The organism is Azospirillum brasilense (genome assembly GCF_003349955.1).
GTDB lineage: Bacteria > Pseudomonadota > Alphaproteobacteria > Azospirillales > Azospirillaceae > Azospirillum > Azospirillum brasilense_B.
Map to the genome: position 1 here is coordinate 20,510 of NZ_QLKQ01000076.1, position 12,348 is coordinate 32,857.

At 70.1% G+C, this 12,348-nt stretch carries 11 protein-coding genes; 5 read left to right on the top strand and 6 right to left on the bottom strand.

Annotated features, from left to right (window positions below; all coding sequences use genetic code 11):
* Positions 1–12: 12 nt before the first annotated feature.
* The gene (locus tag DXK32_RS25870; protein ID WP_114861132.1) at positions 13–2,655 is read left to right on the top strand and encodes a DUF2339 domain-containing protein; all 2,643 of its coding nucleotides are present in this window, start codon (positions 13–15) and stop codon (positions 2,653–2,655) included.
* A gap of 83 nt (positions 2,656–2,738) precedes the next feature.
* On the top strand, positions 2,739–4,046 hold the full coding sequence (locus tag DXK32_RS25875; RefSeq protein WP_114861133.1) for a hydroxyacid-oxoacid transhydrogenase: 1,308 nt from the start codon (positions 2,739–2,741) through the stop codon (positions 4,044–4,046).
* A gap of 4 nt (positions 4,047–4,050) precedes the next feature.
* Here the strand turns inward: DXK32_RS25875 and DXK32_RS25880 are convergent, their stop codons facing one another.
* From DXK32_RS25880 to DXK32_RS25890, 3 genes are all read right to left on the bottom strand, one after another.
* Positions 4,051–4,824 carry a phage tail protein gene (locus tag DXK32_RS25880; protein ID WP_114861134.1) on the bottom strand — a complete coding sequence of 258 codons (774 nt, stop codon included), beginning with the start codon at positions 4,822–4,824 and terminating at the stop codon, positions 4,051–4,053.
* Positions 4,825–5,054: 230 nt separating this feature from the next.
* Positions 5,055–5,822: a phage tail protein gene (locus DXK32_RS25885; RefSeq protein WP_114861135.1), complete on the bottom strand. Its 768-nt coding sequence runs from the start codon at positions 5,820–5,822 to the stop codon at positions 5,055–5,057.
* Between the two features lie 46 nt (positions 5,823–5,868).
* Positions 5,869–6,636, bottom strand: coding sequence for a phage tail protein (locus DXK32_RS25890; protein WP_114861136.1), 768 nt, complete (start codon positions 6,634–6,636; stop codon positions 5,869–5,871).
* 332 nt (positions 6,637–6,968) lie between these two features.
* Between DXK32_RS25890 and DXK32_RS25895 the strand changes: the two genes are divergently transcribed.
* Positions 6,969–8,045 carry a CgeB family protein gene (locus DXK32_RS25895; protein WP_114861142.1) on the top strand — a complete coding sequence of 359 codons (1,077 nt, stop codon included), beginning with the start codon at positions 6,969–6,971 and terminating at the stop codon, positions 8,043–8,045.
* 401 nt (positions 8,046–8,446) lie between these two features.
* The gene (locus tag DXK32_RS25900) at positions 8,447–9,529 is read left to right on the top strand and encodes a glycosyltransferase (protein ID WP_162801351.1); all 1,083 of its coding nucleotides are present in this window, start codon (positions 8,447–8,449) and stop codon (positions 9,527–9,529) included.
* Positions 9,530–9,540: 11 nt separating this feature from the next.
* On the opposite strand, the gene DXK32_RS25905 is transcribed toward DXK32_RS25900, so the two are convergent.
* The gene (locus tag DXK32_RS25905; RefSeq protein WP_114861138.1) at positions 9,541–10,653 is read right to left on the bottom strand and encodes a GNAT family N-acetyltransferase; all 1,113 of its coding nucleotides are present in this window, start codon (positions 10,651–10,653) and stop codon (positions 9,541–9,543) included.
* Positions 10,654–10,682: 29 nt separating this feature from the next.
* Here DXK32_RS25905 and DXK32_RS25910 point away from each other — a divergent pair, with 29 nt between their 5' ends.
* On the top strand, positions 10,683–11,243 hold the full coding sequence (locus tag DXK32_RS25910) for a GNAT family N-acetyltransferase (protein ID WP_282184603.1): 561 nt from the start codon (positions 10,683–10,685) through the stop codon (positions 11,241–11,243).
* A gap of 110 nt (positions 11,244–11,353) precedes the next feature.
* On the opposite strand, the gene DXK32_RS25915 is transcribed toward DXK32_RS25910, so the two are convergent.
* Positions 11,354–11,569, bottom strand: a complete 216-nt coding sequence (locus tag DXK32_RS25915; protein ID WP_114861140.1) for a hypothetical protein — start codon at positions 11,567–11,569, stop codon at positions 11,354–11,356.
* Positions 11,570–11,852: 283 nt separating this feature from the next.
* Positions 11,853–12,293: an IS5 family transposase gene (locus DXK32_RS25920; RefSeq protein ID WP_114861141.1), complete on the bottom strand. Its 441-nt coding sequence runs from the start codon at positions 12,291–12,293 to the stop codon at positions 11,853–11,855.
* Positions 12,294–12,348 lie beyond the last annotated feature (55 nt).

A 12,348-nucleotide genomic window follows, 5' to 3' on the forward strand; every position in this document is an offset into this window, starting at 1 on the left:
GGGCGGTCGGGCATGGACGTGATTCTTCTGGTGTTGATCGGGGCCATCGTCGCCCACCGGTTCAACCGCCGGCTGACGGCGCAGGAGCGCGAGATCGCCCGGCTGCGGCAGGCTCTGGAGCGCGTGCAGGGGCCGGTGACGGTCGATGCCGCGCCGGTCGAGGCTCCCGCTGTGGAGACCGTCGTCATGGCGGAAGCTCCGCCGGAGCCGCCGCCGATCCAACCGCCGCCAGAGCTTGCTCCACCCCCGTTGTCCGTGTGGAGCCGGCTGGAGGACGCGCTGGCCGGGCGCTGGCTGATCTGGCTGGGCGGGGCCACGGTCGCCCTGGCGGCGGCTTTCTTCATCAAGATGTCGGTGGAGCAGGGTTGGCTCGGCCCCGGCGTGCGCGTCGCGCTCGGCCTGATCTCCGCCGCGGCGCTGATGGTCGGCGGCGAATGGCTGCGGCAGCGCGGGAGGCGGGCGGAGCCGGAGGCCCGCGATCCGGTGCCGCCGGCCCTGACCGCGGCGGGTCTGTTCACCGGCTTCGCCAGCGTCTATGGCGGCTATGTGCTTTATGACCTGTTCGCCCCGCCGCTGGCCTTCGCGCTGCTCGGCGGGCTGGCGGCGCTGGGTATGGCGCTGTCGCTGCTCCAGGGCCCCTACATCGCGGCGCTGGGGCTGCTCGGCGGATTCGCGACGCCGCTGCTGGTCTCGTCCATCGGAGGATCGGCCTGGGGGCTGTTCGCCTATCTGCTGGCCCTGTCGGGCGCCGGCATGACGGTGGTGTTGTGGCGCGGCTGGCGCTGGCTGGGGCTGGGCACGCTGGTCGGGGCGGCGGGCTGGGTGCCGGTCTGGTACGTCGGCGGCTGGAACCCCGGCGACGCTCTGCCGGTGGGGATCTATCTGCTGCTGACCGCCGGGCTGTTCCTGATGCCGGCCTTCCTGGCCGGACCGGTCGAGGCGATGCCGCGCACCACCCTGTTCGACATGCTGCGCTGGAGGGGGCGCCCGCGCGCCGACCGTCTGGCCGTCGCGGCGGTGGCGGTGCTGGGGCTGCTGATGGCGATGCTCGTCACCGTGGACGGCCATCGCAGCGGATCGCTGGTGATGCTCGCCCTGTTCGGGCTGCTCTGCGTCGCGGCGGGGCGGCGGATCGAGCGGATCGCCGGCGTCGCCTGGATCGGCGCGCTGACGGTTCTGCTCGCCTTCGCCGGCTGGACGGTGCCGCGCTGGCCCCTGCCGCCGCCCGCCGTCACCGCCGACGGGCACCCCATCGTGCCATCGCCGGGTGAGGGGTTGCCGTTCCAGTCCGGGCGGTTCCTCTGGGCGGTGGGTGGCTTCGCCCTGCTCTACGGGATGGGTGGCTTCATCGCCCTGTGGCGGTCGACGCGGGCGGCGCTGTGGTCGTCGCTGGCGGCCTGGATGCCGGTGCTGCTCCTGGCGCTCGCCTACTGGCGGCTGGACCCGCCGCAGGCCGACACGCTGTGGCCGGTGGCGAGCTTGGTGCTGGCGGCGCTGCTGGTCGCCGGAACCGGCCCGCTGGCCCGCCACCGTCACCAGCCGGGTGTCAGCCTCGGGCTGGCCGCCTTCGCCGCCGGGGCGGTCGGGGCGCTCAGCCTCGGCGCCGTCATGATGCTGCGCGAGGCGTGGCTGACGGTCGCGCTGGCCGCGCAGGTGCCGGTGCTGGCGTGGCTGGAGCGGCGGATGGGGCTGCGCTCGCTGCGCGCGGTGATCCTGCTGGTGGCGGGGGCCGTCCTGGTCCGGCTGGCGCTGAATCCCTCCGTGCTGGAGTATGGGGAGGACGGGCTCGGCTGGATCGTCTACGGCTACGGCCTTCCGGCGGCGGGCTTCATCCTGGCCGCCCATTGGCTGCGTTCCGCGCCGGACGGCAAGGGCGACGATGGCGTGGTGGCTTTGCTGGAGGCCGGAGGGCTGGCCTTCGTCACGCTGCTGCTGTCGTTCGGCATCCAGGCGCTGACCCGCGGCACGCTGGATGAGCCGCCCGACACGCTGCGCGAGGTGGCGCTGCACACGCTGGTCTGGCTGGCGCTGGCCCTGCTGTTGGCGACGGGGCGGCGTTGGCGGACGCGGCCGGTGGCGGTGTGGGGGCGGCGCATCCTGGCCGGGCTGGCGGCGCTCCAGGCGGTGGCCCTGCATCTCGTTGCCCTGAACCCGTTGTGGAGCGACGAGGCGGTGGGGTCCTGGCCGGTGGCGAACACGCTGCTGCTCGCCTATGGGCTTCCGGCCCTGCTCGGGCTGCTGTTCCTGTGGGTGGAGCCGCTGCCGGCCCGCCTGCGCCCGTGGGCCGCGCTGCTGCCTCTGGTGCTGCTCGGGACGAATCTGGCGCTGGAGATCCGCCACGCCTTCCAGGGGCCGGTGCTCTCCGGCCCGGACCTGCCGGACGCCGAATGGTACGGCTATTCCGTCGGGTTCCTGGTCGCGGCGGTGCTGATGCTGGTGGCCGCCCTGCGGTACCGGCTGGGCTGGCTGCGTCACGCCGCGATGGCGCTGATCCTGGCGGTGGTCGCCAAGGTCTTTCTCAGCGACATGGCCGAGCTGGGCGGGCTGTACCGCGTCGCCTCCTTCCTCGGGCTGGGGCTGAGCCTGATCGGCGTCGGCTACCTCTACCGCCGGCTCCAGGGCGCCGCGCCGCAGGGAGGGCAAACAATCGCCTGAACGAACGGTCGGGTTGACAGGTGGCCATCACTCGCGTTCCGATGATGGCAACGAACGCAGAAAAGCCAGGGAGGCCCGCAACCATGACCAGCCCCATCGCCCATCCCATCCTGCCGAACGGCGACAGCGGCTTCACGGTGGAGGCCGCGTCGATGAAGTTCGGCCGCGGCATGCTGGCGGAGGCGGGGAACGACGCCAAGGCCATGGGGATGCGCCGGGTGGCCCTGTTCACCGACCCCCATGTGGCCGGGATCGCGCCCTTCGCGGCGGCGCTTGACTCGCTGAAGGGGGCGGGGCTGGACGTCGCCGTCTTTGACCGTTGCGCGGTGGAGCCGACCAGCGCGTCCTTCCTGGAGGCGGCGGACTTCGCCCGCGATGGCAAGTTCGACGGCTATGTCTCGGTCGGCGGCGGGTCGGTGATCGACACGGCCAAGGCGGCGAACCTCTACGCCACCCACCCGGCGGACTTCCTCGCCTACGTCAACAAGCCGCTGGGCGAGGGGCGCCCGGTGCCCGGCCCGGTCAAACCGCACATCGCCTGCCCGACGACCTGCGGCACCGGCAGCGAGACGACCGGCGTCGCCATCTTCGACCATGTGGAGATGCGGGTGAAGACGGGCATCTCCTCCCGCTACCTGCGGCCGAATCTGGCGCTGGTCGATCCGGCGACCATCGACAGCCTGCCGGCGGGCGTCATTGCCTCCACCGGTTTCGACGTGCTGACCCACGCCATCGAGAGCCACACCGCGCGGTCCTACCGCTCCCGCCCGAAGCCCGACGCGGCGAACCCGCGACCGCCCTACCAGGGCGCCAACCCCTGGTCCGACATCGGCAGCCTGCAGGCGATCCGGCTCGGCGGGCAGTATCTGGAGCGCGCCGTCAACGACCCGGCGGACGAGGAGGCGCGCGACGCCCTGATGTTCGCGGCGACCCTGGCCGGTCTGGCCTTCGGCAACGCCGGGGTGCACATCCCGCACGCCATGTCCTACTCCGTCGCCGGGATGAACCACCGCTTCACGGCGCGCGGCTACGAGAAGGCCAACCCGATGGTACCGCACGGCATCTCGGTGGTGCTGAACGCGCCGGCCGCCTTCCGCTTCACCGGCTCCGCCGAGCCCGAGCGCCATCTGCGCGCCGCCGAGGCGCTGGGGGCGGAGGTCCGCGACGTGTCGCCCGCGGACGGCGGCGCCGTTCTGGCCGCCCGGCTGATCGCCATGATGCGCGCCACCCATCTCCCCAACGGCCTGTCGGCGCTCGGCTACGGCGCGGCGGACATCCCGGATCTGGTGCGCGGCGCCATGGCCCAGCAACGGCTGCTGACCATCGCGCCCCGCCCGGTGACGGAGGAGGACCTGCGCGGGCTCTACGCCGACGCGATGACCTACTGGTGATCCGCTATGGATGGGTCGGCCATTCCCCCTTGAGCGCGATGCAGACGTTCAGCGCGAGCGAGGGCGGCTGGGTGGGAACGCTCTTCGACGCCACCGCGGTCGCCGCGGCGACCGACACGTTGCCTCCGGTGAAGCCGGTGAACGGGACGTTGATGGTGCCGCTGGTCGTGCCGGTGACCTTGGCCCCCGTGCTCGACGACGGGGCGTTGGTGTTGTACGGCCCCTTGATGGTGGCGCCGGCGCCGCCGTCGTCGATCGAGGTGGTGCTGAGATAGACGGTGCCCGAGGTCGGGGCGGACACCGGGTTGCCGCCGTTGGTGATCGGGACGCTGACGGTGCCGGTGAAGGGGACGATGGTCCCGGTGCCGCCCTGGGCGCCGGTGCCGGCGAAGCTGGCGCTGTGGTTGTGCGACTTCAGCGGCACCTGATCCTGGGTCAGCGTGACGGTCTGTTGGCCAAGGGCTTGGCCCAGAGGGGTTCTTACCAGTCCGGGGCCGGTGCCGGCGCCGATGACGGCGCGTCCGCGCAGGTCGGGGAGGTTGAACGTGGTCTTGCCGTCGCCGCCGAAGCGGGTGCCGAGCAGCGCGAACAACGGCTGGTACTGTTGGATCGGCAGAGACTGGCCATCGGCCATGGCGAACCCCTCCGGGCACCAGTCGAACGGGACGGTGCACAATGTACCAGTGTATTGGTAGGGCGTGCAGGCCGCCGCCGGCACGCTGAAGAAAGCCATGCCGCCGGCCATCGCGGCGGCGATCGGGAGGGACATCCTGGACATGCTGTGTCCTTCGTTTCTGTAGTTTTGGGGATATCGGTGTTTTTTTAAAAGTGATCGGCGTTATTTTTATTGTTGAGCCAATGTCTCATGGGCGGCGATGCGTCATGAGTATTATTTTTCATTAAATTTTTTCACGAATCGATGGTTGGCGCCAAAGCCTGTCGAAGAGCGCTGGAACAAGGGATGGGCATGCCCGCACCCCCCATGGGGAGGGGCATGCCCGCGAACCCTTACGGACGGTTCGGGTAGAGGCCGGTCGTCGCGATGCAGACGGTCTGCCCGATCGCCGGGGACTGGGTGGAGACCTTCTGGGTGGCGCCGGCCGACGCGGGGGCGACCGCCACGGTGCCGCCGGTGATGCCGGTGTTGGGAACCGTGATGGAACCGCTGGCGGTGCCGGCGACCTTGGCGCCGGTGCCCGGGCCGCTGGTGTTGTACGGGCCCTTGACGGTGGCGCCGGCGCCGCCGTCGTCGATCGAGGTATCGCCGAGATAGACGGTGCCCGAGGTCGGGGCGGACACGGGGTTGCCGCCGTTGGTGATGGGGACGCTGACGGTGCCGGTGAAGGGGACGGTGGTCGTGCCGCCCGAGCCGCCGCCCGTGCCGGTGAAGGTGGCGGCGTGGGTGTGCGGCTGCAGCGGCACCTGGGCCGCCGAGAGCAGAAGCTCCTGCTGGCCGACCTTGGCACCGATGGCGATGTTCGCCAGACCGGGGCCGGTCCCGGTGCCGATGGGCGCGCGGCCGCGCAGGTCGGGGACGGCGAAGAGATCGTTGTTGTTGCCGCCGTAGCGGTAGCCGATCAGGGCGAACAGCGCCTGGTTGTCGCGCACCGCCAGCGTCCGGCCGTCGGCCACGACGAAGCCCTGCGGGCACCAGTCGAACGAATAGGTGCAGATCGTGCCGATGTAGGGCTCGACGTTGCAGGCGGCGGCGGGGGTGCTGAACAGGGCCATGCCGCTCGCCATGGCGAAGGCGGCGAAGAGGAGGGTCTTGCGCATGATGTGTCCTCGGCGGTGGGATTGTTCGGCGTTGCTGACGGGGCCGTTACGGACGGTTCGGGTAGAGGCCGTTGGCGACGATGCAGACGGTCTGGCCGATCGCCGGGGACTGGGTGGAGACCTTCTGGGTGGCGCCGGCCGACGCGGGGGCGACCGCCACGGTGCCGCCGGTGATGCCGGTGTTGGGAACCGTGATGGAACCGCTGGCGGTGCCGGCGACCTTGGCGCCGGTGCCCGGGCCGCTGGTGTTGTACGGGCCCTTGATGGTGGCGCCGGCGCCGCCGTCGTCGACTGAGGTGTCGCCGAGATAGACGGTGCCCGAGGTCGGGGCGGACACCGGGTTGCCGCCGTTGGTGATGGGAACGCTGACGGTGCCGGTGAAGGGGACGGTGGTCGAGCCGCCCGAGCCACCGCCCGTGCCGGTGAAGGTGGCGGCGTGGGTGTGCGGCTGCAGCGGGACCTGGGCGGCCGAGAGCAGAAGCTCCTGCTGGCCGACCTTGGCGCCGAGGGGGATGTTCACCAGGCCGGGGCCGGTCCCGCTGCCGATGGCGGCGCGGCCGCGCAGGTCGGGGATGCCGAACGTGTTCACGTTGTCGCCGCCGTAGCGGAAGCCGACCAGGGCGAACAGCGCCTGATACTCGCGGATCGCCAGCGTCCGGCCATCGGCCGGGACGTAGTTGCGGGGGCACCAGTCGAACGCGAAGGTGCAGACGGTGCCGATGTACGCCTCGTCGTTGCAGGCGGCGGCGGGGGTGCTGAACAGAGCCATGCCGCTTGCCATCGCAAGCGCGGCGGGGAGAAGAGCCTTGCGCATGATGTGTCCTTCGCGTTGGGATTGTTTTTATGCTCAGACGCTAAGTTGCCATACGTGTGAATGAATTTCTTTTTTCACGAGTTTATTATTCCATATCGCGCATTGGTCGTTAAACGACATTTTTATACAAATATTTTCATTTGCGGGTTGGAAGTGAAAGCTGCACGCAAAACGTGCCAAGCTGGCCAGGGGCGGCGTGGCGGCCCGTGCCGCGGACCCTCGGGCCACCCCCTCCGCGCGGTCCCGCGCCCGGAACCGGATCGGATGGGGCACGTTGTTCCGGAAGGGCCATCGGGATGGAGGCTCGGGGGCGGAGGCATGGCGCCGACATCATGAAAATCATCATCTTCGGACAATCCATCAGCTCCTCCTGGGGCAACGGGCACGCCACCCTGTGGCGGGGGCTGGTCAAGGCCCTGGCGCGGCGGGGCAACCGCGTCGTCTTCCTGGAGCGCGACACGCCCGAACGGGCGGAGCACCGCGACCTGTGGGACATCCCCGGTGGGGAACTTCTGCTCTACGATCGCTGGGAGAATGCGGCGGCGGCGGCGCGGCGTCACGCCGACGAGGCGGACGTCGCGATGATCACCTCCGGTTGTGCGGACGGTGCGGCGGCCTCCGACCTCGTGCTGGGATCGAAGGCGCAACGCACGGTCTATTACGACCTCGACACGCACATCACCCTGTCCCGCTCCGAAACGGGGGAGCGGCCGGCCTATCTGCCGCCGCAGGGCTTGGGCGGCTTCGACACCGTGTTGAGCAGCACCGGCGGGGAAGCGCTCGAGGCGCTGAAGACCGAGCTGGGCGCCCGGTACGTGGCGCCGCTCTACGCCTGGGTCGATCCGGACCTGCACCGGCCCGTCGACGCGGTTCCGCGCTATCTCGGCGATCTCTGCCATCTCGGCGCCTGGGTCGAGGACCGGCGGTCGGCGCTGGAGGCGCTGTTCATCGAGCCGGCCCGGCGGCTGGGACGGCGGCGCTTCGTCCTGGCCGGAGGCGGCTACCCGGACGTCGCGTCCTGGGGCGCCAACATCCGGCGCGTCGAACATCTGCCTCCGGCGGAGCATTCGGCCTTCTTCTGCTCCTCCACCCTGACGCTGAACGTGACCAGGCGGTCCCTGAAGGCGATGGGCTGGTGTCCGTCCGTCCGGCTGTTCGAGGCGGCGGCCTGCGGCGTTCCGGTGATCTCCGACGCCTGGGAAGGGATCGGCGCCTTCTTCGAGCCGGGGCGCGACATCCTGGTGGCGCGGGAGACCGACGACGTGACCACGGCGCTGATGCTGCCGCGCGGCCACCTCGCCACGCTGGCCCGGCGCGCGCGGTCGCGCGTTCTGGAGGAGCACACGGCGGAACGGCGCGTGCGGGAATTGCGCTCCATCCTCGACATCAAGGGGGGCGGCGATGATTGATCCGACGTTCCCCGGTTGCCCGGCTTGCCGCTGTTGGAAGTAAGCCGCCCTGGGCGTCCTGGCCGTCCGGTCGGGTTCCCGGTTCCGAGGTCGGCAGCCCGGTGCAGGACGGCTATCCCTTCCGCGAGTCGATCCACTTCCAATACCCCGGTTACCGGAAGCCCTTTTTCGTAGAAAACAAAGAGGGGGCATTGGCGACAGGACTGTCCCGATTCCGGCTGTTCTCCGGGCCGCCAAGTTGTCGGAGAGAAAGAAGAGCGTGCGTCGGACAATAAGTTCCAATGAATAACACCACAGGGACATGGGATGAACGAAGCGGTGATGCGCAGCAACAGGCCGGCAGGAAAACGTCACCCGAGCGTCGGCGCCCTTTCGGGCCTTCGTTTTCCGGAGGTGGCGCGATGGCATTGACCATCCTCACCGTGGCGTCGCCCTTCACCCCGATCGGCGCCGACCCGGAGAACGACGGCACGGCGGAGCAGGTGGCTGGCGCCATCGACGCCGCCCTGGTCCGCGCCGGTCACCGCTCGGTCGTCATCGCTCCGGAGGCTTCGGTGGTGGCGGGGACGCTGATCCCGCTGGCGCGCGTCCATGGCGGGGCGCATGGGCAGGCGCCGGACGAGCGGGCGCAGGCCGCCGTCCTGAGGCGTGTCGCCACCGTGGTCGCCGGAGCGGTGGAGGACCACGCGCCCGACCTCGTCCACATCCACGTCCGGGACTTCGACGCCCTGCTGCCGCCGCAGGACGTGCCGGTGCTGGCGACTCTGTATCAGCCGCTGGACCGCTACCGGCCGGAGGCCCTGATGTCGCGGCGGGCGAAACTGCATCTCCAACCGGTGTCCGCCGCGCAGGTGCGCGGGGCCTCGCCGGGGCTGATCTTTCTGCCGCCTCTGGAGATCGGGGTGGCGGTGGACCGCCTGCACATCCGCGTGCCGAAGCGCCGCTTCGCCGTCTGCCTGGGCGACATCGAGCCGGAGATGGGCTTCCACATCGCCCTGGACGCCGCCCGGCAGATCGACATGCAGCTTCTCCTCTGCGGCGGCCTGTCCCGCGGCGCGGAGGAGCAGCGCTACCTTCAGGAGGAGATCCGGCCCCGGCTCGACCCCAAGCGCCGCTTCCTCGGGCGGATCGGCTTCGGGCGCAAGCGCTGGATGCTGGGGGCGGCGCGCTGCCTGCTGGCGCCCAGCCTGATGTCGGAGCCGACCCCCGTCGCGGCGCTGGAGGCGCTGGCCTGCGGCACCCCGGTGGTGGCCTTCCCGACCGGAGCCCTGGCCGACCTCGTGGAACCGGGCGTCACCGGCTTCCTGGTCAAGGACGCCGAGGAGATGGCCCGCGCCATCGAGGACTGCGAGGGCTTGGACCCCGACGCCTGCCGCGCCGTCGCCCGCGCCCGTTACTCGCTGGACGGCATGACGGAACGCTATCTGGCGCGGTTCGAGGAGCTGGTCGCGGGAGAGGCGGCGGCGGCGGCGGGGGTGGCGTAGCGCCCCCTCCTTTACGGCTTGGCTCCATAGAGCTTGGCCATCGCTATCTGGTCGGCCAGCCGCCCGTCGATCAGGCTGTGGCGGCGGGCCACCGCCTCCTCCTCGAAGCCGTGTCTGGCGTAGAAACGCCGGGCGCGGCCGTTGTGGCCGAACACCCAGAGCGACAGCCGGTGCAGCCGCCGCGCCCGCACCCAAAGGTCCGCCGCGGCGATCAGGCGTCCACCGACGCCCAGCGCCCAGAAGTCCCGGCGCACCGCCAGCCCCAGACCGGCCTCGTGCGCGGTGCGGGCGTAGGCGCCGGTCCACAGCGACAGCGACCCGGCGATGCTCCCGTCCGCGACGGCCAGCAGGGTGGCTGTGCGGTCGCCGATCCTCTGTTCGGCGAGGAAGCGCCGGGCCGCCGCGACGTCCGGCAGGGATTCGGCGGCGCTGCGCATCAGGAAGTGGGTTTCGCTCCGCACCGCGTGGTCGTAGGCGAGGTAGGCGGCGGCGTCCGCCGGCAGGGCGGGACGGATCTCCAGCCGTCCGATCCGCGCCGGGGGCGGCGTGTCCACGATCGGGTCGGGCGTCCGATCAGGCCATTCGGGAACGTCCGCCGCCCCGATGGCCTTGCCCATCAGCCGCTCGCCGCGCCACGCGCCGTTGACGCGCAGGACGTCGCGCATCAGCCCCTCGTCGAGAAAGCCGAGCCGGTCGTAAAGGGACAGGGCGCGGCGGTTGCTCTCGGCCACGGTGAGCTCCAGACGGTGCGCGCCGGTCCGCCGCGCCCAGCTTTCCGCCGCGGCGAACAGCGCGGTGGCGACGCCGCGCCCGTTCCAGGCACGCAGCACCCCGACCGCCAGGGTCACCGTGCCGCGGTTGCGCAGAAACCGTCCGCCATGGGCGCTGAGATAGCCGACAAGGTCGGGGGAGTGATTCCCGGCCGCCTCGGCGACGAAGATCGTGGAATTGCCCAGCGCCTGGAAGGCGGCGAGATCGCGCGCCCAGAAGGGCCGCTCGCCGGGCTCGCGCAGCAGGAAATCGCTTTCCGCGTCGATCCGCGCGACCAGGGCCAGCAGGGCGTGGCGCTCGCCGGGCCGGGCTTCGCGGATGGAAAAGCCGCCGATGGTCTGGATATCCCGCATGGCGCGCAGCCTAGGCCCGCCCAGGGTCGATGGCAAAGCGGTTGTTGCCGGGTGGCCGGCGCGGCTATCGTCGCGCCATCGTGAGACTTGGATTTGCCATGCCCACCGTGACCGTCCGTCCGGCCGTCGAGGCCGATTGCCCGACCATCCTCCGCTTCGTCCGGGAACTCGCCGAATTTGAAAACGAACCCCACGCCGTGAAGGCGAGCGAGGCGGACTTCCGGCGCGACGGCTGGGGCGAGCGTCCGGTGTTCGAGGCGCTGATCGCCGAGCTGGATGGGGAGCCCGTCGGCTTCGCGCTGTGCTTTCGCAACTATTCCACTTGGGAAGGGCGGGCCGGTCTGTTCGTGGAGGATCTCTACGTCACCCCGGAAGCGCGGCGCTATGGCGTGGGCCGCAAGCTGCTGGCGACGGTGGCGAAACTGGCGGACGAGCGGGGCTGCCGCCGTGTCGACCTGAATGTGCTGCACTGGAACCCGGCGCGCGATTTCTATCTGCGCATCGGCTTCAAACAGATGGAGGAGTGGCTTCCCTACCGTCTCACCGGCGATGCGATCGCGGCGCTGGCCGCGCAGGCGGATGAGGCTTGAGGGAACGAGAGCGCTGTTCTGTTCCGGTGGGCTGACGGTCGGGGCTTGTCGATGGCCCCGACCTCATCGCCACCACGCGGTACTCTATATGCCTTGGTCCTGCGGGACCCTCAGGCGGCCTTGGCCGGCATCGCGGCGTTCAGCAGGTCCAGGTAGCCGGACCGCTCCTCGCGCAGGGTGGACAGCAGGTCGGCAAGGCTTTCGCGGACGAAGGGGTCGTTCTGGCCGTCGATCCGGTTCTGCGCCAGCTGGATGAACTCATCGACCAGGGCGATGTGAACGCGAGAGGACGAGGTAATCTGTTCGGTGGTGGTGGCGATCAGCATTTTAAAACTCCGTTTTGTCTTGTGTGTTCGTGATGTCTCTATTTGGCCATGTCCCGGTTAACGACTTACTAACGGGGGCTCTGCGGGGCTGGTGTCTTGAGGGGTAACCCCGCGACCGGCAAATATAGGGGGCTTTTACCCGGAAGGATTACCACTTTTCTTGAAATGAACGGGTGCTTTTCTGAGGCTGTGAGACATTTCAAGGACTTCCGGCGAAGGTCGTAGCGGCCGGACCGTCATAGGCGGGAGGGAGGCGGAACCTTAACAGCGGCGTCCGCATGCCTTAGGTCCTGTCTGACGGCCATTTGACGCGCATGCATTGCTGGATCATGGCGAGCTTGATGAATGTCATGTAGTTGACGGCGAGCTTGTCATGTCGCGTGGCAACGGATCGGCATCCTTTGAGCCATCCGATGCCACGCTCGACGGCGTTTCGTCGCCGGTATGCCTCCCGATCGAACCGAGGCGGCCTGCCGCGGTGGGTTCGCCTGCGTTCGTCCTTGCGCATGGCGATGACCGGCTCGATGTGGCGGCACCGCAGGTACTGCCGAAAGCGATTGGCGCTGTAGCCCTTGTCTCCAGCCAGCTTTCGAGGCTTGGTGCGTCGGCGCCCTCGGCGGGTGGGCAAGCTGACCGCCTCCAAGGCGGCAACGGCGAAGGAGATTTCCTGAAGCTGACCTGCGCTCAGCACGGCCGCCAGCGGCAGGCCGTTGCCATCGGTCACGGTCGTGTCCCGAGGCGTGGTGTAGGAGCCGGGGCGCTCATCTGGTCACCGGCGT

Coding starts and splice junctions, on each gene's coding strand:
- DXK32_RS25870 (WP_114861132.1), top strand. CDS start 13: ATGGACGTGATTCTTCTGGTGTTGATCGGGGCCATCGTCGCCCACCGG.
- DXK32_RS25875 (WP_114861133.1), top strand. CDS start 2,739: ATGACCAGCCCCATCGCCCATCCCATCCTGCCGAACGGCGACAGCGGC.
- DXK32_RS25880 (WP_114861134.1), bottom strand. CDS start 4,824: ATGTCCAGGATGTCCCTCCCGATCGCCGCCGCGATGGCCGGCGGCATG.
- DXK32_RS25885 (WP_114861135.1), bottom strand. CDS start 5,822: ATGCGCAAGACCCTCCTCTTCGCCGCCTTCGCCATGGCGAGCGGCATG.
- DXK32_RS25890 (WP_114861136.1), bottom strand. CDS start 6,636: ATGCGCAAGGCTCTTCTCCCCGCCGCGCTTGCGATGGCAAGCGGCATG.
- DXK32_RS25895 (WP_114861142.1), top strand. CDS start 6,969: ATGAAAATCATCATCTTCGGACAATCCATCAGCTCCTCCTGGGGCAAC.
- DXK32_RS25900 (WP_162801351.1), top strand. CDS start 8,447: ATGGCATTGACCATCCTCACCGTGGCGTCGCCCTTCACCCCGATCGGC.
- DXK32_RS25905 (WP_114861138.1), bottom strand. CDS start 10,653: ATGCGGGATATCCAGACCATCGGCGGCTTTTCCATCCGCGAAGCCCGG.
- DXK32_RS25910 (WP_282184603.1), top strand. CDS start 10,683: ATGGCAAAGCGGTTGTTGCCGGGTGGCCGGCGCGGCTATCGTCGCGCC.
- DXK32_RS25915 (WP_114861140.1), bottom strand. CDS start 11,569: ATGCTGATCGCCACCACCACCGAACAGATTACCTCGTCCTCTCGCGTT.